Genomic DNA, 18,343 nt, shown 5'->3' with positions numbered 1-18,343 from the left:
GCAGCTCATGTCGCGCAACCCAAGCGCAGGTCCGGCCAGGACCGATAAGTCGATCAATCCAGTACCATCCCAACCCCTGCCGGTTCGCAGGGCGTTCATGATCCGGGTGCCCCATGCGGGAAATCAAGCTTCAAGAGCTCAAGAGCAAGTCGCCGACCGAACTCCTGGCCTTCGCCGAGGAAGTCGAGGTCGAGAACGCCAGCACCATGCGCAAGCAGGAGCTGATGTTCGCCATCCTGAAGCAGCTTGCGGCGCGCGAGACCGAGATCCTGGGCGAGGGCGTCGTCGAGGTCCTACAGGACGGCTTCGGCTTCCTGCGCTCCTCCGATTCGAACTACCTGCCTGGACCGGACGACATCTATGTCTCGCCGTCGCAGCTCCGGAAATTCGGCCTGCGCACCGGCGATACCGTCGAAGGGCCGATCCGTGGGCCGAAGGATGGCGAGCGCTATTTCGCCCTGCTCAAGGTCAACTCGGTCAATTTCGAGGACCCGGAGAAGATCAAGCACAAGATCCATTTCGACAACCTGACGCCGCTCTATCCGGACGAGCGCCTGAAGCTCGAAGTGCAGGACCCGACCAAGAAGGATTTCTCGCCGCGGGTCATCGATATCGTCGCGCCGATCGGCAAGGGCCAGCGTGCGCTGATCGTCGCGCCGCCGCGCACCGGCAAGACGGTTCTGCTTCAGAACATCGCGCAGTCGATCACCACCAATCATCCCGAGTGCTATCTGATCGTGCTGCTGATCGACGAGCGGCCGGAAGAAGTCACGGACATGCAGCGCTCGGTGAAGGGCGAGGTCGTCTCCTCTACCTTCGACGAGCCGGCCTCCCGTCACGTCCAGGTCGCGGAGATGGTGATCGAGAAGGCCAAGCGCCTGGTCGAGCACGGTCGTGACGTCGTGATCCTGCTGGACTCGATCACCCGCCTCGGCCGCGCCTACAACACCGTGGTGCCGTCTTCCGGCAAGGTCCTGACCGGTGGTGTCGATGCCAACGCCCTGCAGCGTCCCAAGCGCTTCTTCGGTGCGGCCCGCAATATCGAGGAAGGCGGCTCGCTGACGATCGTGGCCACCGCGCTGATCGATACGGGTTCGCGCATGGACGAAGTGATCTTCGAGGAGTTCAAGGGCACCGGCAATTCCGAGATCATTCTCGACCGCAAGGTGGCCGACAAGCGGATCTTCCCGGCGATCGACATCATCAAGTCCGGCACCCGCAAGGAAGAGCTCATCACGCCGCGCTCGGATCTGCAGAAGACCTATGTGCTGCGCCGCATCCTCAACCCGATGGGCCCGCAGGACGCGATCGAGTTCCTCTTGGACAAGCTGCGCCAGACCAAGCAAAACTCGGAATTCTTCGATTCGATGAATACCTGACCGTCGGCACGACCGGTTTCGGCGTTCGATTCGCCGCCGTACCGACCCGACCAGGGTCGTGCGGCGGCGAAATTGTTTCAGCCTACCCGGAAGCCCAGCGCCCAGATGTCCGGCCGCATCGCGAAGCCGTCCGAGCTTTGGCCTAAGACCCCGCCGCCCGGCTGCCTCGTCTCGACCGGCTGCATCGAGCCTCGTGCAGGACACAGCCCGACCCCATCATCGATTCGGCAGCGAAATGGTGGCCTGCCATGTCTTGCGCAGCAAGCAGCGCACGTCCGGCTGACCGGGCTCTCCGGCCACTCGCGCGGTGGGACGCTATCGGTGCGAAGCAGTACTACCTGCAGCGACCGTCCCGCTGATTGCCGACCCCTGATCTTGTTCAGCCCATTGAAGATATTCAATTTTCTCGACGGGAAGCACTTGCTGCTGCGGTAGTGCCAGATGGCCGGTAGTGCCGGTAGTGCCGCGATCTCGGACATATGGATCGGGGCGGACGCAGCTTCGAGAGCGCCGCGTGTTGGCGGGTTCAGGTTCTGGCGAGACCGATTGCGGGAGCGGGAGGCGAGGTCCTGTGCTTCGCGGCCGACTTGATGTTGGCGAAGGCCTCGTCCATGACGGCTGCGGCCGCAGGCGCGCGGAGGAACTCGACAAACAATGACGGGCTCGGACATCCATCCCACCATCGTGGCCCTGTCATCGGCGCCGGGCAAAGCCGGAGTGGCGGTGATCCGCGTTTCCGGTAGCCGGACTCGATTCGTTCTCGAAACGATTGCAGGAATCGTACCCGAGCCCCGTGTCGCGACCCTGCGAAGGCTGGTCGATGCCGGAGGTGAGACGATCGATAGCGCGCTCGTCCTGTTCTTCGCCGCTCCTGCCAGCTTTACCGGCGAGGACGTCGCCGAGTTTCACGTCCATGGCTCGCGTGCCGTCCTGGCGCGCCTCCTTGCCATTCTGACCGCCTTGCCCGAGGTGAGGCTGGCCGAAGCCGGAGAGTTCACGCGGCGCGCTTTCGAAGCGGGAAAGCTCGATCTGGCCGCGGTCGAGGGCCTGGCGGACCTGATCGATTCGGAAACGGAATGGCAGCGCCAGCAGGCGCTGCGCCAGATGGATGGGGCCTTGAGCGGCTTCGCCACGAGCTGGCGCCATTCGCTGATCGATGCCATGAGCCGTCTCGCGGCCGAACTGGATTTTTCCGACGAAGGCGACGTCTCCGGCCCACTGCAACAGCAGGCGCTGGCGCTGGCGGGAGAGGTGCTGGCCTCGCTGCGGGTGGCGCTGGGTAGCTTTGCCATGGGCGAGCGTGTCCGCGAAGGCTTCGTCGTGGTGCTGGCCGGACCGCCCAATGCCGGCAAGTCCAGCCTGCTCAATGCGCTCGCGCGACGCGACGTCGCGATTGTCTCGCCGATTGCGGGGACGACGCGCGACATCCTGGAGGTGCGGCTGGATCTGGCCGGGCTCCCGGTCATCCTGATCGATACTGCGGGCCTGCGCGACAGCGCCGATCCGATCGAGGTTGAAGGCGTCCGCCGCGCCCGGGCGCTCGTCGCGCGAGCCGATCTCGTTGTCGCGCTGCGTGGAGTCGATTCGGAGCCGTATCGAGTCGAGAGCGCGGCCGAATTGCTCCAGGTCGCCACGAAAGCCGACCTTCCGGGGCCCGTCCTGCCCGGGGAACGGGCGGTTTCCGTCAAGACCGGTGCGGGTTTGACCGATCTGCTTGCCGAGATCGTCACACGTCTTCAGCGGCTTGGATCGGGCGAGCCAGCCCTCCTGACCCGCGAACGCCATCGCATTGCCGTCACCGACGCGGTTGCGGCGCTTGAGCAGGCGGTGACGGCGGGCCACGGACAGGGAGAATTGCTGGCGGAGGATATTCGTGTGGCCGTCGTCGCGCTCGAGCGGCTTGTCGGCCGGATCGACGTGGAGGACGTGCTCGACAGGCTTTTCGCGGGATTCTGCATCGGAAAGTGAGGCGGCGGCAGGGATCGGCGTGCGCTTTCCGCGATTGTCGTTGACCCGCCCGCCGGGCTTCGCTAGCGAAATCGCATGTCAACTCATCGGCAGCATTACGACGTGATCGTCGTCGGCGGCGGTCATGCCGGAGCCGAAGCCGCCGCCTCTGCGGCGCGCTACGGTGCGCGCACGGCCCTGGTGACGCACAAGCCGGAAACCATCGGAGTCATGTCCTGCAACCCCGCCATCGGCGGGCTCGGCAAGGGACATCTCGTTCGCGAGATCGACGCGCTCGACGGCATCATGGCGCGGGCGGCCGATCTGGGCGGTATCCAGTTCCGCATGCTCAATCGCCGGAAGGGCCCGGCTGTTCGGGGTCCCCGCGCCCAGGCGGATCGCAAGCTCTATCGGCAGGCGGTGCAGGACCTGCTGGCGGCGCAATCCAATCTCGACATCGTCGCCGGCGAGGTTTTTGACCTGGAGGTGGAAGCTGGCCGCGTTGTCGGCGTGGTCCTGGCGGATGGTCGTCGATTCGTAACCGGAACGGTCGTGCTGACGACCGGCACCTTCCTCCGCGGCCTTATCCATATCGGCGAGACGCGAATTCCGGCCGGGCGCGTTGACGAGGCGCCTTCGCTCGGCCTTTCCGCGACGCTGGAGCGCCATGGCTTTCCGCTTGGGCGCCTGAAGACCGGCACCCCGCCCCGCCTTGACGGGCGCAGCATCGATTGGGCCGCGCTCGAGATGCAGCCCGGCGATGAGCCGCCCGAGCCGTTTTCGGCGCTGACGACCGCGATAACTAATCCGCAGATTTCATGCGGGATCACGCGCACGACGCTGGCGAGCCACGATCTCATCCGGGCCAATCTGCATCGCGCACCGATGTTCTCCGGCCAGATCGAGGGGCGGGGGCCGCGCTATTGTCCGTCGATCGAGGACAAGGTCGGGCGCTTCGGGGACCGCGATGGCCATCAGATCTTCCTCGAACCCGAGGGGCTCGACGACGACACGGTCTATCCGAACGGCATTTCGACTTCGCTTCCCGAAGACGTCCAGCTCGACCTGCTGAAGACGATACCCGGCCTCGAACGGGCCGCGATGCTGCGGCCGGGATACGCGATCGAGTATGATTTCGTCGATCCGCGCGCCTTGAAGAACACGCTGGAGACGCGAGCGATCGCGGGGCTGTTCCTCGCCGGCCAGATCAACGGCACGACAGGCTATGAGGAGGCTGGCGCGCAGGGCTTGCTGGCCGGCCTCAATGCCGCGCGCATGGCTGGCGGGGCGGAGCCAGCTGTGTTCGATCGGACGCAATCCTATATCGGCGTGCTCGTCGACGATCTCGTGACGCATGGCGTTACGGAGCCGTATCGAATGTTTACCTCGCGGGCGGAATTCCGCCTATCTTTGCGCGTCGACAATGCCGATGAACGATTGACGCCGCTAGGCTTGCAGCTTGGCATCGTCGGGTCAGCCCGGCAGTCGGCTTTAGAAGCGCGCAATCGGGACATCTCGGCGCTGCGCGAGACGCTGAAAGGCCTCTCGCTGACGCCGCAGCAGGCGCAAGCTGTCGGGCTGCAGCTTAATCACGATGGTTCACGGCGCAGCGCTTATCAGATCTTGTCCTATCCGGATGTCACGTTCGAGCAGCTGTCTTCGGTCTGGCCGGAGCTGACCGACTATCCCGCTCCGGTCGTGGCGCGGGTAACGGCGGATGCGGTCTATTCCGTCTATCTCGACCGGCAGGCGGCCGAGATCCAGGCCTATCGCCGCGACCAGTCCCTGAAGGTTCCGGCCGATCTCGATCTCGATGCGATTTCGGGTCTGTCGAACGAACTGAAGCTCAAGCTGGCGGCCCAGCGCCCCGCCGACCTGGCCCAGGCGGGCCGGATCGAGGGGATGACGCCGGCCGCCCTGACCCTGCTGGCGGTCCATGCCCGGAAGGGCCGTGCCGCTGCGTTTTCCACAGGCTCGACGTGACTGTTGATAAGGACGACAGGCAACGCGCTTTGCGCTTGACGCCTGTTTCACGTGAAACAGAGGAGCGCCTGGCGCTTCTGGTGGCGGAGCTCGGACGCTGGCAGGCCGCGAAAAACCTCGTCTCCTCGGCGACGCTCGCCGAGGTCTGGACGCGGCATATCGCGGATTCGCTGCAGATCTTCGGATTGGCCGAGGGGCGCGAGCGCTGGCTGGATCTCGGCTCCGGCGGCGGTTTTCCAGGGCTGGTGATCGGCATCTGCCTGGCCGAGCAGGGCAAGGGCCAGATCGACCTGGTCGAGAGCAATGCCCGGAAATGTGCGTTTCTGCGCCATGCCGCCCGCATCACCGGCGCTCCGGTCAAAGTCCATGCGGCCCGTATCGAAGATGTGATCGGGGATTTCACCGGCAAGGTCGATGTGGTGACGGCCCGCGCGCTGGCTCCCCTGCCCCAATTGCTCGGCTGGTGCGAAGAGCTGTTGAGAACCGGCACGCTCGGTCTCTTTCCCAAGGGACAACATCTAGATGCGGAATTGACCGACTCAGCCAGATATTGGAAGATTCAGGCGACAACGGTTTCCTCCGTGACTGATGATGCCGCGCGAATCCTGGTGGTGCGCTCGGCCGAGAGACGAGCCGATCGATGACTGAGCTCACATCCGTGACGACACCGCGCCGCCCGCGCGTGATCGCGCTCGCGAATCAGAAGGGCGGGGTCGGCAAGACGACGACGGCGATCAATCTCGGCACGGCCCTGGCGGCCATCGGCGAGAAGGTGCTGATCGTCGATCTCGATCCGCAGGGAAACGCTTCAACGGGGCTTGGCGTCGACCGCCGTAACCGCAAATCCTCGACCTATGACGTGCTCTGCGGCGATGTCGGGCTCGGGCAGGCTTTGCAGCCGACGGCGGTTCCCGGCCTGTCACTGGCGCCCTCGACGCTCGATCTGCTTGGCGTCGAACTCGAGATCGCCTCCTCCAAGGACCGCGCGCATCGCCTCAAGAATGCGATCGACGAACTGGTCTACGACCAGCGCTGCCAGGACCTGACCTATATCCTGATCGATTGCCCGCCCTCGCTCAGCTTGATCACCATCAACGCGATGACGGCTTCGGATGCGGTGCTGGTGCCGCTGCAATGCGAATTCTTCGCGCTGGAAGGCCTGAGCCAGCTGCTCAAGACGGTTGAGCAGGTCAAGGCCGGCCTCAATCCGCGCCTGATCATCCAGGGCGTCGTGCTGACGATGTTCGATCCCCGCAACAACCTGTCGGGTCAGGTTATGGCGGATGTGAAGAGCTTCCTGGGCGACAAGGTCTATGAGACCGTGATCCCTCGCAATGTGCGGATCTCCGAGGCGCCGTCCTATGGCAAGCCGGCGCTGCTCTACGATCTGCGCTGCTCGGGATCGCAGGCCTATCTGCGACTGGCTTCGGAAGTGATCAAGCGCGAGCGCGCTTTGCGGGCCGCGGCCTGAGTTTACAAGTTAGAGATTGATGAGGATGGCGATGGCCGAAGAACAGGGGCGTTCCCGCCTTGGCCGCGGTCTGGCGGCGCTGATCGGCGATGTCGGCGACGAGATCGGGGCGATCGAGCGGGCGCGCGGGCAGCGCCGCGTTCCCGTCGAATTCCTGCGGCCGAGCGCCCGCAATCCGCGCCGCAATTTCGTGGAAGTGGATCTTGATGATCTGACGGCCTCGATCCGCGAGCGCGGCATCCTGCAGCCTATCATCGTTCGTTCCATTCCCGGAATGATGGACGCTTACGAGATCATTGCCGGCGAGCGCCGCTGGCGTGCGGCGCAGCGGGCTGAATTGCACGACGTTCCGGTTATTCTGGTCGAGGCCGATGATCGCGAGGCGCTGGAGATCGCCATCGTCGAGAATGTGCAGCGCACCGATCTCAACGCGATCGAGGAAGCGGCCGGCTATGAGAGGCTGATCGCCGAATTCAACTATACGCAGAACGACCTGGCGCGCGTGATCGGCAAGAGCCGCAGCCATGTCGCCAACACCCTGCGCCTGTCGAAGCTGCCCGAGCCGGTGCGCAAGCTGGTTAGCGAGGGCGCGGTGTCGGCCGGCCATGCCCGTGCGCTCCTGTCCGTTTCGGACCCGGAATTCATGGCGCAGAAGATCATCGAGGACGGTCTGAGCGTTCGCGATATCGAGCGTATCGTGCAGGAAGAGGCGCGCGGCGAGACCAAGAGTGCCGTGCCGAGCAAGCCGAAGGCTGTGAAGGACCCGGATACGCGGGCCCTGGAGAAGGCGCTGGAGGAGGCGCTCGGCCTATCCGTCTCGATCGGGCATCGGGCGAACGGCGCGGGCGAGATCAAGATCGGCTACAAGACGCTCGAACAGCTCGACGCGCTCTGCCATCGCTTGAAGTCCTGAGCTACTCCGCTCTAGCGGCACGCCCGAGCCGGGCCAGTGTCCAGAGGGCGCGGGTCGCGACGGCCCGACCCATCTCGGCATTCTGTCGTGTTGCCAGCACCGCATTGCCCAGCAGACCGACGGCCTCGCTCAGTTTGGCGCTCGTCCAGGCGTTCAGCGCGGCTTCCGTGGTTGCGATACGCGGATAGGGCAGGCGCATCGTCGCGACGACATCCCGGACGCCGCGCCCGGCATCGATGCTCTGGCGGGCCTTCAGCAGCGTGATGGCCTGCCGCAGGACGGCGCCGAGCATCACGCCCGGGTCCAGCCCCTCGCTGCTGAGCTTGGCCTGGGCGAGGTCGAGCACCGGCAGCTTTCCCGCGAAAACCGCATCGACCAGCATCGCCTGCTCCCGCTGCGCGGTGTCGCCGACGATGGCATCGACATGCTCGACCTGAACGGCCGGGTCCGTGCCGACATAGAGCAGCAACTTCTCGATCTCGCGGCGCGAGGTCTGGCGGTCGCCGCCGAGCAGTCCCGTCAGGTGGTCGCGCGTCGTCCGGTCGATCGACTTGCCGGCCCCGCGGACCATGTCGTCGATGATCGAGCCGAGGTCGCGCGCTGCATCGCCATAACAGGGCACGGCGAGTGCCGTCTTGGCCTTTTCGCAAGCGGTGCGGACGGGGTTGTTGCGCTGCAGATCGCCGGCTTCGACGATGACCAGCGCATCCTGCGAGGGCGTGGCCAGCAGCGGCGCCAGGGCGGGCAGCAATGGCTTCGAGGTTGGCGAGACGCGGATGGCACGACGGCCGCCGAAAAGGCCGATCGTGTTGGCCTCGTCGGCGAGCTTCAGCGGATCGGAAGCGACGGCGTCGCCGTCCATCCTGACGAGCTGGAAAGCGTCCTGAGGGTCATCGACGCTGGCCCGGGCGAGGCCTGCCGCACGTTCCGAGACGAGGCCGGCATCGGGGCCGTAGATCAGGATCAGCCGCCAGGCGGGATCGAGTCGTGCGAGGCTGCGCTCGGCCTCGTGCGCCTTGATCGCAACCATGGCGCGTCAGGAGGTGAGGTCGGCGGCGATCTGGCCCCGGACGATGGTGGCGAGGTTCTTCGCCGCGCGAACCTGTGCATCGCGCGCCGCGCGCACGGTGGCGAAGCGCTGCGAGGACCGCTCATAGGGAACGCGGACGGAGTTCGTGCCGGAGGCGAGGACCTCGGCGGTGCCGTTCCGGGTGAGCTTCCAGGTCGCGGTCGCCACCAGCACGGCCGAATCGGCGCGGCCATTGGCGTAGTCGACTGTGACGACCTGGACCGATTCGGATATCGCTGCCTCGAGCTTCGCGGTCTTCTGTGCGTCCGGCTCGCCGCTGCCGTCGAGCTCGAAGACCAGTTCGTTGCGGAAATAATGGCCGATCAGGCCCTTGATCTCGGGGATTTCGATGCCGCGCAGCGCCGTCTTGACGCTGCCGCCCATCGTACTGGTGGTGTAGTCGGAATAGAGCGGCTGGAAACAGCCGCCGGCAAGGCCCGCGACCGTCAGCACGGCCGCGAGCAGGAAGCGGCGGGAGAGAGCGGCTTCAGACGACGACATTCACGATTCTCCCGGGAACCACGATGATCTTGCGGGTCGCACGTCCCTCGAGGGCCCGCTGAACGGCCTCGCTGGCGTGCACGGCCGCTTCCACGGCCACTGTATCGGCATCGGCGGCCACGGTCACTTCCGCACGCTTCTTGCCGTTGATCTGGACCGGCAGGGTAAGCTGATTGTCCTTCAACAGCGCCGGATCGACCTCCGGCCAGGAAGCCTCGCCGGCAAGGCCCTGCAGGCCCAGCACATGCCAGCATTCCTCGGCCAGATGCGGCATCATCGGCGCCACAAGCTGGGTGATGATCGTGGCAGCCTCAAGGAGCGCGAAGGCGATATCGGCATCGAGCTCGGGCTTCTCGGCCGCACCGTCCAGCGCCTTACCGATGGCGTTGGTCAGCGTGTAGATATGCGCGACGCAACGATTGAAGCCGAGCCGCTCGATATCGGCGCCGACCGCGTCGAGCGCGCGGTGGCTTGCCTTGCGCAGCGCCAGCGCGCCGTCGCCGATCGCGGCGGGCTTGCCGGCCTTGCCGCCGGTGCGCTCCGCGATCTCCGCAACCATGCGCCAGAGACGCTGGACGAAGCGGGCGGCGCCCTGCACGCCCTCGTCCGTCCAGATCACATCGCGATCCGGCGGCGAATCCGAGAGCATGAACCAGCGGGCGGTATCGGCGCCGTAGGAGGCGATGATGTCGTCGGGGTCCACGACGTTCTTCTTGGACTTCGACATCTTCTCGATCGAGCCGATTTCGATCGGCGCGCCGGTGTCGACGTCGAAGCCGCGCCGGTCGGTGCCGGAAACCTCGATGCGGACATTGCCCGGCTCGACCCAATCGCCATTGGCGGCACGATAGGTCTCGTGCACGACCATGCCTTGCGTGAACAGGCCGGCGAAGGGCTCGTCCAGCCCGGCATGGCCGGTCTTCTTCATCGCGCGGGTGAAGAAGCGCGAATAGAGCAGGTGCAGGATCGCGTGCTCGACGCCGCCGATATACTGGTCGACCGGCAGGAAGCGATCCACCGCCTTGCGGTCGGTCGGGCTCTCAGTGCGCCACGGATCGGTGAAGCGGGCAAAATACCAGGACGAATCGACGAAGGTGTCCATCGTGTCCGTCTCGCGGCGGGCATCCTTGCCGCATTGCGGACAGGCGACATGCTTCCAGCTCGGATGATGGTCGAGCGGGTTGCCGGGCTTCTCGAAGGAAACATCGTCCGGCAGCGTGACCGGCAGCTCGGCATCCGGAACCGGCACCGTTCCGCAGGCGGAACAGTGGATGACCGGGATCGGGCAGCCCCAGTAGCGCTGGCGCGAGATGCCCCAGTCGCGCAGGCGGAAATTGACCTTGCGCTGGCCGACCGGCCGGTTGCCGCGGGTTTCGCCTTCAAGCCGGCGGGCGATCTCTTCCTTGGCTTCCGCGATGGTCAGGCCGTCGAGGAAGCGGGAATTGATCATCCGGCCGTCGCCGTCATAGGCGGTGTCGGTGATGACGAAGCTCGCTGGATCGGTGCCATCGGGCGCGACAACCGGAATATTGCCGAGACCGTACTTGTTGACGAAGTCGAGGTCGCGCTGGTCATGCGCCGGGCAGCCGAAGATGGCGCCCGTGCCGTATTCCATCAGGACGAAGTTCGCGACATAGACCGGCAGCGTCCAGTTCGGATCGAGCGGATGGACAGCGCGCAGGCCGGTGTCGAAGCCGAGCTTCTCGGCCTTGTCGATCGCTTCCTGCGCCGTGCCGGTGCGCTTGCACTCGTCGATGAAGGCCTGCAGCGACGGGCTCTTCGCCGCGATCGACCTGGCGATCGGGTGATCGGGCGCGATGGCGACGAATTTGGCGCCGAACAGCGTGTCCGGGCGGGTCGTGTAGACTTCGACCTCGTCCTGCCCGGCCCCGTTCGATTCGAGAGCGAAACGAACCAGCAGACCTTCCGAGCGGCCGATCCAGTTCTTCTGCATCAGCCGGACCTTTTCTGGCCAGCGGCTCAGGCCGTCGAGCGCGTCGTTCAGTTCCTGGCCGTATTCAGTGATCTTGAAGAACCACTGGGTCAGTTCGCGGATCTCGACCAATGCGCCCGAGCGCCAGCCGCGGCCGTCGATGACCTGCTCGTTCGCCAGCACGGTCTCGTCGACCGGGTCCCAGTTGACCTTGGCCGTCTTGCGGTCGACCAGCCCGGCCTTCAGGAAGTCCAGGAACATCTTCTGCTGGTGGCGATAATAGCTGGGGTCGCAGGTCGCGAGCTCGCGGCTCCAGTCGAGCGACAGGCCCATCGACTTGAGCTGCTTGCGCATCGTCGCGATGTTCTCATAGGTCCACTCGCGCGGATGGACCTTCTTCTGTTTGGCGGCGTTCTCGGCCGGCAGGCCGAAAGCGTCCCAGCCCATCGGATGCAGCACCGAAAAACCCTTGGCGCGCTTGTAGCGCGCGACCACGTCGCCCATCGCATAGTTGCGGACATGGCCCATATGGATGCGGCCCGACGGATAGGGAAACATCTCAAGGACGTAATAGCTCGGCCGGGTGTCGTCGTTCTTCGTCTCGAAAAGCTTGCGCTCCTCCCAGACGGTGCGCCATTTCGGCTCGGACTCTTTCGGATTGTAGCGTTCGACGGCCATGTCAGCGGGCAATTCTTGCGGGTTTGCCGGCTCCCGGAGGCAGGCCGGCGCAGGGGCTGAATGCAAAAACCGGATGTCGGAATCTTGCAACCTGCTCTAGGACACCATTGCGCGCACGCGGTCAACGGCGCCCACGGCATGAGAGGCTGGCAGATGAGCGATACGGTTACGCGTTTGGCAGAAATTCGGGCGGCGATCGGCCGCGCCGAGCGCGATTTCGGGCGCGAAGCTGGCTCGGCCGCGCTGGTCGCGGTCTCCAAGACCAAGCCGGCCGAGCAGATCATCGAGGTGCTCGAAGCAGGCCAGCGCGTCTTCGGCGAAAACTATGTCCAGGAAGCCAAGGCGAAGTGGCCGGCGCTGAAGGAGCGCTTCCCGGACGCCGAATTGCACATGATCGGCCCGCTGCAGTCGAACAAGGCACGCGAGGCGGTCGAGCTCTTCGACGTCATCCAGTCGCTCGACCGCGAGAGCCTGGCGAAGGAGATCGCACGCGAGATCGCCCGGGTGGGCAAGACCCCGCGGCTCTTCGTCCAGGTCAACACAGGTGAGGAAGCGCAGAAGGGCGGCGTGCTACCGGCCGATACCGATGCCTTCATCGCCCGCTGCCGCGAGGTTCACGGCCTCGCGATCGAGGGATTGATGTGCATTCCACCGGCGGACGAGCCGCCCTCGCCGCATTTTGGGCTGCTCGCCAAGATCGCCGCCCGCAACGGGCTCAAGGGCCTGTCGATGGGCATGAGCGCCGATTACGAGGCGGCGATCCAGCTCGGCGCGACCTATGTGCGCGTCGGCAGCGCGATTTTCGGGGCGCGGGGCTAGGTCTTCATCGGCTCGCCGACATCGATGCGGTTGCCGTCCGGGTCTTCGAAGACGAAGGCCCGCAGGCCGTAATCCTTGTCGCGCAGGCCCTTGACGATGCGTAGGCCGCGCGCGCGGATCACGGCATGCACCGCGTCGATATCCTCGACCATCATATGCGCGATGTTGAAGGGCGCGGCCTTGTGGCCGGGCTGGAGCGTCAGGTGCAGTTCGGCGGCGTCGCGCTTCAGGATCATGAAGCCGACGGGATCGCCGTTCTCGAAGGTTTTCCGGAAGCCCAGGGCGCCGATGTAGAAGTCGCAGGCGCGGGCCATGTCGGTGACGGGCAGCATGGCGGCGATCCGCCCGAAGCGGAACGAGGAAACCGAATCAGTCATCGCTAATCTCTGGCTGGGATGGCGCCGCGTCGCGGGACGGTGCCCGGGAGCGCAGCTGCCTGATCCGAAGATATGATCGAGACGGTGCCCGCGTCTCTCCTAGCTCACCTCACCAGGATCCGGCAATGGCGCGCCAGCCGCGGCAGCAGCTTGGCGAAGACATGGCCCTCGACGGCGACGCAGCCGGCGGTCGGGGTGAAGCCGGCGCGGGCGAGATGCCAGAAGATCGCGCTGCCGCGTCCGCGCTGCACGGGCCGGTCGTTCCAGCCGAGCTCGACGATTACATCATAGAGATGATCCTCGCGCTGCAGGCGCTCCTCGGCCTCGCCGGGCGGGCGGTCGATCAGGCGGTTGTAACGGCGATCTTTCTGGTCGTCGCACCAGGCGTCGCGCGGCCCGATCCGCTTCAGGAGGAGCAGGGTGCGGGGCCGGGCGAGGCGATCGGCCCGGTAGAAGACGCGGCGCAAAGGCAGATTCGTGCGCGGTGTATGGCCGTCGCCCTCGCGCTTCGTGGTCGCGATGCCGGAGCGGCCGAGCGCGCAGGGGAACACCGCGCTGCCGGCGACGAGGAAGCCCTTGCGACGATCATGAACCGAGGCGAAGACGCGCAGCGAGGTCAGGTTGCGCGGTCCGCCATGCGGCGCGGCTGTATGGTTCGAGCGGTTTCTCACGGGAATTCCAGGCGGCCTCACTTGCGATGACGACTCAGCAGGCTCATGTTGCCGCAACCCTTCCGTCCGAGCGATCCGTCCATGTCCGCCGTCCATCATATCCTGCTCGTTGATGACGACCAGACCCTGCGCGACACTTTGTCCGAGCAGCTGGCCCTCTACGAGGAGTTCCGGCTGTCGACCGCCGAGAACGCGACGGCGGCCATCAAGGCCGTGCAGGGCGAGCGCGTCGACCTTGCCGTGATGGATGTCGGCCTGCCCGACATGGATGGGCGCGAAGCCGTCAAGGTGATGCGCAAGAACGGCTTCAAGAGCCCCGTCGTGATGCTGACGGCACAGGGGTCCGATGCCGACACCGTGCTCGGGCTCGAGGCCGGCGCCAACGACTATGTGGTCAAGCCGTTCAAGTTCGCGGTGCTGCTGGCGCGCATCCGCGCGCATCTGCGCCAGCATGAGGCGAGCGAGGACGCCATTTTTCAGGTAGGCCCCTACACGTTTCACCCGGGATCGAAGCTGCTCGTCAGCGAGAAGGGCTCCAAGACCAAGCTGACCGAGAAGGAAACGGCGATCCTGCGCTTCCTCTACCGCGCCGGCCGCAAGCCGATCGCGCGAGAGGTTCTTCTGCAGGAAGTCTGGGGTTATAACAGCCAGGTGACGACCCATACGCTCGAAACCCATATCTACCGGTTGCGCCAGAAGATCGAACCGGATCCCGGCAATGCCCGGCTGCTGGTCACCGATGCCGGCGGTTACCGGCTGAATCCCTGACGCATGGCGCTCGACGAGGACATGGCCCTGCTGGCCCGGCAGCCGCTGCTGAGCCTGATGGACCGCGATGCGCTGAGACTGCTCGCCTTCGCGGCCGAAAGCCGCATCCTGCGTGCCGGCGACGTTTTGTTCCGCGCCGGCGAACCATCGGATGGCGCCGTGCTGGTGGTGTCCGGTGCCGTCGCGCTGACGATGCAGGACGATGGGAAGCCGGCGAGCGAGATCGTCGGGCCCGGAGCGTTGATCGGCGAGCTTGCGCTTTTCACCTCCGTCCCACGACAGGTCACGGCGATCGCGCGCGAGCCGACGCAGGTGATGCGGCTGCCGCGCAGCGTGATGCGCCGCGTGCTCGGCGAATCGCCGGATTCGGCCGAGGCGATCGCTGCTGCGATCGGGGATCGGCTGCGGGGCTTCGTCGGTGAGCTCTCCGCCGTCCAGGAAGCGCTGAGCGCGATCGATCGGAAGTAAGCTGTCCGCTCAGGACGATGGCGGATGCCGGGCAGCACGGATCGCGGCGAAGCGCGGCCAGAGGATGTTGATGCACAGCCCGGACATGACGAGCGCGGCTGCGGCGAACTTCCAGCCGGGCAGAGGCTCCCCGAGCCAGATCGCCGCGGCGCCCATGCCGAAGACTGGCACAAGCAAGGCCGTCGGCGCGACGGTTGCGGCAGCATAGCGCGAGAGCAGCCAGCCCCAGACCGCATAGCCGAACATGACGTTGCCGACCGCCTGCCAGATCGCCGCGGCCCAGGCGACGGCGGGAGCATGGGTGAGACCGTCGCGGATCGCCGGCCAGCCCTCGATCATCAAGGACAGCGCGACCAGCGGTGGGATCGCGAACAGGCTGGTCCAGACGACATAGGCGAGCATGTCGACCTTGGGCGTGCTGCGCGCGACGATGTTGCCGGCAGCCCAGCAAACGGCGGCGCCGAGTACCAGGATGATGCCGAGCGGCGTGGTCGAGCCGTCGGTGTGCCAGAGGATGACGCCGATTCCGACACCGGCGAGGAGGAGGCCGGCGATCTGGAAGGGCTGCACGCGCTCATGCGTGATCGCGGCTGCCAGCAGGATCGTGAAGAAGGGTTGCGATTGCACCACCAGCGAAGCCAGGCCCGGCGCGATAGAACCCTTGATCGCGAAGAAGAGCAGGCCGAACTGGCCGGCGCCGATCAGCACGCCATAGGCGGCGAGCTTGCTCCAGGGCGCGTCCGGCCGCTTGAGGAAGAACACCGCTGGCAGCAGCGCAAAGGTGAAGCGCAAGGCGGCGAAGAGCAGCGGCGGGAAATGCTCGACGCCGATATGGATGACGACGAAATTCGTGCCCCAGACGACCATCACCGCCAGCGTGAGCAGCGCGTCGCGGAATGAGAGTGTCGTGGGGAGAGCTGGCTGCACGGGACTGGCTTCGCCTGACGTTTCGCGAAGGCCAGTAACATGCGGAACGACCCCGTCGTTAGGGCGGGTCGGCATGGCTGAGGGGCCCGCGCGACATGGAAAGCCGCGGTAAGAGTCCCTCAGAGTTCCAGCGTCACCGTGACCGGGACATGATCGGAGGGGCGTTCCCAGCCGCGGGCCTCGCGCAGGAAGGTCAGGTCACGCAGCGTCGGCTTCAGCGCGTCCGAGAGCCAGATATGGTCGAGCCGGCGGCCCTTGTTGGAGGCTGCCCAGTCCTGCGCGCGGTAGCTCCACCAGGAATAGAGCTTTTCGGGCTCGGGGCGCAGCGTACGCGCCGCGTCGGTCCAGCCGAGCTCGCTGCGCAACTTCTCCAGCGTTGTCGTTTCGATCGGAGTGTGGCTGACCACGTCGAGCAGCTGCTTGTGGCTCCAGACATCGTGCTCATAGGGCGCGATGTTGAGGTCGCCGACGAGGATCGCGGGCCGGTCGGTCGGCTTCTTCGTCACGCCCCAGGTGCCGATCTCGTCGAGGAAGGCGAGCTTGTGGGCGAATTTGTCGTTCTTCGCGGGGTCGGGGATGTCGCCGCCGGCGGGGATGTAGAAATTATGGATGGCGATGCCGGCGGCGGGGCCGGCCGCCTTGTCGAGCGTCACCGTCATGTGCCGGGCGTCGTTGCGGCCGCACATCGACATCGCCTCCTTTTCGCTGAAGGGCAATTTCGAGACGATGGCGACGCCGTTATAGCCCTTCTGGCCGATGAAGGCCTGGTGGACATAGCCGAACTGGTGGAAGGCCTTGGCCGGGAACTGCTCGTCCGGCGTCTTGGTCTCTTGCAGGCAGAGCACGTCGGGGGCGTAGGTGGCGAGGTACTCGCCGACCATGCCGATGCGCAGGCGGACGGAATTGATGTTCCAGCTGGTGACGGTGAGTTGCACGCGAGGATTCCGGCGGTGAGGAGGCCGGAAACTGGGTCGCCCGAGCCCAAAAGGCAAGCCGTTTTCAGCTTGCCTAGCGCCGTCAGAGCTTGCGCTGGTAGTCGATCACGAAATTCTGCGGATCGGGCCGGCGGCGGGTGTCGAGATTGTAGAGCGAGATCGACGTCTCGTAGCCTTGCGGGTCGACGACGACCCATTGCCTGAGCTCGTTGGCGACGAGGTCGAATTTCAGCGTGATCTTGGAGGTGCCGCCCAGCGTCGAACGGTCCTCCAGCCGGACCGTGAGCAGGTCGCCATCGACGCTGGCGCCCTTGAGCGTACCTTCGCGCGCCAGGTCCATCTTCTCGCGCACGAGGAACTTCAACGGCGTCTGGCCGATCGAGTAGATGTCCTGCGTCGCGAGGCGCTTGTCGCGGATTGCGACGGAGGTGCCGTCCGCGATCACCTCGGTGGTCGTCGGCGGCTCGTATTCGAAGCGCATCTTGCCGGGCCGCTGGATATAGATGCGCCCCTCCAGGCGCCGGCCGTTGGAGGCGTGCTGGATGAAGTTGCCCTGCAAGGTGGTGAAGCTGTTGAGATAGGCGTTCAGCCGCTCGACTGCCTCTTCCTGCGTCGCGGGAGCGGCTTGCCTGCCCTTGGCGGGCGCGGCTGCCGGCTTGGCCGCCTCGGCTGCGGGGGCCGCGGTTGCAGGCGCGTTCGATGCCACGGCCTGAACCGCAGGGGCTTCCGTCGCGGCGCCACGCGCCTGGCCGAGCCCCGGCGGCCGGGGTGGCGGTAGAACGAGGCGCGGTGCGGCTGGTTTCGTGGCCGCGGGCTTCGGCGGCTGAAGCTGAAGCGGCTGGGCCGCCAGCGGGGCAGCCGCCAGCGCGCAGCCGACGATCGTCGTCAGCAGGACCGAAGCTCGAACGGTCGGGGTCAATCTGTCGAGCAAGGCTGCTCCATTCCTTGTGCCGCGGCCATCCCTGCCGAAAGCCTGAACGATCGCTGGTGCGGGAGTCGAGGCCGTTCCCGACCTCATCTGCCTATTCCAACGTCTGGTCTACTGCGGAGGTTGCAGCATCGTCATGGCAATTTGAGGACTGGCGCCGGTGCCTGCAAGGGCGGGCGGCCCTCGCAAGCCTCATTCGTCGTGCTGATTCTGGCCCTCGACGAGGATTTCGCGCTTTCCGGCGTGGTTAGCGGGTCCGACGATGCCCTCGTTCTCCATGCGCTCCATGATCGAGGCGGCGCGGTTGTAGCCGATCTGGAGGCGGCGCTGGATGTAGGAGGTCGAGGCCTTCTTGTCGCGCAGCACGACCGCCACAGCCTGCTCGTAGGGGTCGTCGCTCTCGACCGAGCCCATGCCGGTCTTGTCGAAGACGGCACCATCCTCGTCCTCTGCGCCCTCGTCCTCCTCGGAGGTGACGGCGTCGAGATATTGCGGCCGGCCTTGGGTCTTGAGATGGGCCACGACCTTCTCGACCTCGCTGTCCGAGACGAAGGGGCCGTGGACGCGGGTGATGCG

At 65.9% G+C, this 18,343-nt stretch carries 18 protein-coding genes; 9 read left to right on the top strand and 9 right to left on the bottom strand.

The window, feature by feature from the left end:
• Window positions 1-113: 113 nt before the first annotated feature.
• The 6 genes from rho (at window position 114) to BLQ70_RS24610 (ending at window position 7,693) form a co-directional block, all read left to right on the top strand.
• Window positions 114-1,379 (top strand): transcription termination factor Rho, encoded by a 1,266-nt coding sequence (rho, locus tag BLQ70_RS24635; RefSeq protein WP_061966668.1) that lies wholly within the window; start codon window positions 114-116, stop codon window positions 1,377-1,379.
• Between the two features lie 654 nt (window positions 1,380-2,033).
• Window positions 2,034-3,347: a tRNA uridine-5-carboxymethylaminomethyl(34) synthesis GTPase MnmE gene (gene mnmE / locus BLQ70_RS24630; RefSeq protein ID WP_091862781.1), complete on the top strand. Its 1,314-nt coding sequence runs from the start codon at window positions 2,034-2,036 to the stop codon at window positions 3,345-3,347.
• A 75-nt stretch (window positions 3,348-3,422) separates the two neighbouring features.
• Window positions 3,423-5,309: a tRNA uridine-5-carboxymethylaminomethyl(34) synthesis enzyme MnmG gene (mnmG, locus tag BLQ70_RS24625; RefSeq protein ID WP_091862778.1), complete on the top strand. Its 1,887-nt coding sequence runs from the start codon at window positions 3,423-3,425 to the stop codon at window positions 5,307-5,309.
• Window positions 5,306-5,953, top strand: coding sequence for a 16S rRNA (guanine(527)-N(7))-methyltransferase RsmG (rsmG, locus tag BLQ70_RS24620; RefSeq protein ID WP_061966671.1), 648 nt, complete (start codon window positions 5,306-5,308; stop codon window positions 5,951-5,953). Before mnmG ends, rsmG begins: the two co-directional genes overlap by 4 nt.
• Window positions 5,950-6,780, top strand: coding sequence for a ParA family protein (locus BLQ70_RS24615; RefSeq protein WP_061966672.1), 831 nt, complete (start codon window positions 5,950-5,952; stop codon window positions 6,778-6,780). Before rsmG ends, BLQ70_RS24615 begins: the two co-directional genes overlap by 4 nt.
• A gap of 31 nt (window positions 6,781-6,811) precedes the next feature.
• Window positions 6,812-7,693, top strand: coding sequence for a ParB/RepB/Spo0J family partition protein (locus BLQ70_RS24610; RefSeq protein ID WP_170843519.1), 882 nt, complete (start codon window positions 6,812-6,814; stop codon window positions 7,691-7,693).
• A 1-nt stretch (window position 7,694) separates the two neighbouring features.
• On the opposite strand, the gene holA is transcribed toward BLQ70_RS24610, so the two are convergent.
• The 3 genes from holA to leuS are packed head-to-tail and all read right to left on the bottom strand — an operon-like array spanning window position 7,695 to window position 11,874.
• Window positions 7,695-8,723, bottom strand: a complete 1,029-nt coding sequence (holA, locus tag BLQ70_RS24605) for a DNA polymerase III subunit delta (protein ID WP_091862772.1) — start codon at window positions 8,721-8,723, stop codon at window positions 7,695-7,697.
• A gap of 6 nt (window positions 8,724-8,729) precedes the next feature.
• On the bottom strand, window positions 8,730-9,263 hold the full coding sequence (locus BLQ70_RS24600; protein WP_091862769.1) for an LPS assembly lipoprotein LptE: 534 nt from the start codon (window positions 9,261-9,263) through the stop codon (window positions 8,730-8,732).
• Window positions 9,250-11,874: a leucine--tRNA ligase gene (gene leuS / locus BLQ70_RS24595; protein ID WP_091862766.1), complete on the bottom strand. Its 2,625-nt coding sequence runs from the start codon at window positions 11,872-11,874 to the stop codon at window positions 9,250-9,252. Before leuS ends, BLQ70_RS24600 begins: the two co-directional genes overlap by 14 nt.
• Before the next feature lie 153 nt (window positions 11,875-12,027).
• On the opposite strand from leuS, the gene BLQ70_RS24590 reads away from it, so the two are divergent.
• Entirely contained in the window at window positions 12,028-12,693 is a 666-nt protein-coding gene (locus tag BLQ70_RS24590; RefSeq protein ID WP_091862763.1) for a YggS family pyridoxal phosphate-dependent enzyme, read from the top strand.
• On the opposite strand, the gene BLQ70_RS24585 is transcribed toward BLQ70_RS24590, so the two are convergent.
• Both BLQ70_RS24585 and BLQ70_RS24580 read right to left on the bottom strand, forming a co-directional pair.
• Entirely contained in the window at window positions 12,690-13,070 is a 381-nt protein-coding gene (locus tag BLQ70_RS24585; protein WP_091862760.1) for a glyoxalase superfamily protein, read from the bottom strand. The genes BLQ70_RS24590 and BLQ70_RS24585 overlap by 4 nt on opposite strands.
• Before the next feature lie 104 nt (window positions 13,071-13,174).
• The gene (locus BLQ70_RS24580) at window positions 13,175-13,741 is read right to left on the bottom strand and encodes a L,D-transpeptidase family protein (RefSeq protein ID WP_244512148.1); all 567 of its coding nucleotides are present in this window, start codon (window positions 13,739-13,741) and stop codon (window positions 13,175-13,177) included.
• A gap of 81 nt (window positions 13,742-13,822) precedes the next feature.
• On the opposite strand from BLQ70_RS24580, the gene BLQ70_RS24575 reads away from it, so the two are divergent.
• Window positions 13,823-14,509, top strand: a complete 687-nt coding sequence (locus tag BLQ70_RS24575; RefSeq protein ID WP_061966680.1) for a response regulator transcription factor — start codon at window positions 13,823-13,825, stop codon at window positions 14,507-14,509.
• A gap of 3 nt (window positions 14,510-14,512) precedes the next feature.
• Window positions 14,513-14,977: a cyclic nucleotide-binding domain-containing protein gene (locus BLQ70_RS24570; RefSeq protein WP_061966681.1), complete on the top strand. Its 465-nt coding sequence runs from the start codon at window positions 14,513-14,515 to the stop codon at window positions 14,975-14,977.
• 9 nt (window positions 14,978-14,986) lie between these two features.
• Here the strand turns inward: BLQ70_RS24570 and BLQ70_RS24565 are convergent, their stop codons facing one another.
• The 4 genes from BLQ70_RS24565 to BLQ70_RS24550 form a co-directional block, all read right to left on the bottom strand.
• Window positions 14,987-15,904: an EamA family transporter gene (locus BLQ70_RS24565; RefSeq protein WP_244492781.1), complete on the bottom strand. Its 918-nt coding sequence runs from the start codon at window positions 15,902-15,904 to the stop codon at window positions 14,987-14,989.
• A gap of 119 nt (window positions 15,905-16,023) precedes the next feature.
• On the bottom strand, window positions 16,024-16,839 hold the full coding sequence (gene xth / locus BLQ70_RS24560) for an exodeoxyribonuclease III (protein WP_091862754.1): 816 nt from the start codon (window positions 16,837-16,839) through the stop codon (window positions 16,024-16,026).
• 82 nt (window positions 16,840-16,921) lie between these two features.
• The gene (locus BLQ70_RS24555; RefSeq protein WP_170843518.1) at window positions 16,922-17,770 is read right to left on the bottom strand and encodes a LolA family protein; all 849 of its coding nucleotides are present in this window, start codon (window positions 17,768-17,770) and stop codon (window positions 16,922-16,924) included.
• Between the two features lie 189 nt (window positions 17,771-17,959).
• The coding region (locus BLQ70_RS24550; RefSeq protein WP_280140846.1) for a DNA translocase FtsK at window positions 17,960-18,343 on the bottom strand (384 nt) is incomplete at its 5' end.

This window comes from Allobosea robiniae, from assembly GCF_900102525.1.
In the GTDB taxonomy this organism is placed as follows: domain Bacteria; phylum Pseudomonadota; class Alphaproteobacteria; order Rhizobiales; family Beijerinckiaceae; genus Allobosea; species Allobosea robiniae.
The sequence above is the reverse complement of the archived record's forward strand: the minus strand, read 5'-3'. Positions and strand labels throughout refer to the sequence as shown.

What these genes read in the sequence shown, in the direction of transcription:
- mnmE (WP_091862781.1), top strand. Translation starts at nt 2,034, where the DNA reads ATGACGGGCTCGGACATCCATCCCACCATCGTGGCCCTGTCATCGGCG.
- mnmG (WP_091862778.1), top strand. Translation starts at nt 3,423, where the DNA reads ATGTCAACTCATCGGCAGCATTACGACGTGATCGTCGTCGGCGGCGGT.
- rho (WP_061966668.1), top strand. Translation starts at nt 114, where the DNA reads ATGCGGGAAATCAAGCTTCAAGAGCTCAAGAGCAAGTCGCCGACCGAA.
- BLQ70_RS24590 (WP_091862763.1), top strand. Translation starts at nt 12,028, where the DNA reads ATGAGCGATACGGTTACGCGTTTGGCAGAAATTCGGGCGGCGATCGGC.
- BLQ70_RS24600 (WP_091862769.1), bottom strand. Translation starts at nt 9,263, where the DNA reads ATGTCGTCGTCTGAAGCCGCTCTCTCCCGCCGCTTCCTGCTCGCGGCC.
- leuS (WP_091862766.1), bottom strand. Translation starts at nt 11,874, where the DNA reads ATGGCCGTCGAACGCTACAATCCGAAAGAGTCCGAGCCGAAATGGCGC.
- BLQ70_RS24585 (WP_091862760.1), bottom strand. Translation starts at nt 13,070, where the DNA reads ATGACTGATTCGGTTTCCTCGTTCCGCTTCGGGCGGATCGCCGCCATG.
- BLQ70_RS24610 (WP_170843519.1), top strand. Translation starts at nt 6,812, where the DNA reads ATGGCCGAAGAACAGGGGCGTTCCCGCCTTGGCCGCGGTCTGGCGGCG.
- BLQ70_RS24615 (WP_061966672.1), top strand. Translation starts at nt 5,950, where the DNA reads ATGACTGAGCTCACATCCGTGACGACACCGCGCCGCCCGCGCGTGATC.
- holA (WP_091862772.1), bottom strand. Translation starts at nt 8,723, where the DNA reads ATGGTTGCGATCAAGGCGCACGAGGCCGAGCGCAGCCTCGCACGACTC.
- BLQ70_RS24575 (WP_061966680.1), top strand. Translation starts at nt 13,823, where the DNA reads ATGTCCGCCGTCCATCATATCCTGCTCGTTGATGACGACCAGACCCTG.
- BLQ70_RS24570 (WP_061966681.1), top strand. Translation starts at nt 14,513, where the DNA reads ATGGCGCTCGACGAGGACATGGCCCTGCTGGCCCGGCAGCCGCTGCTG.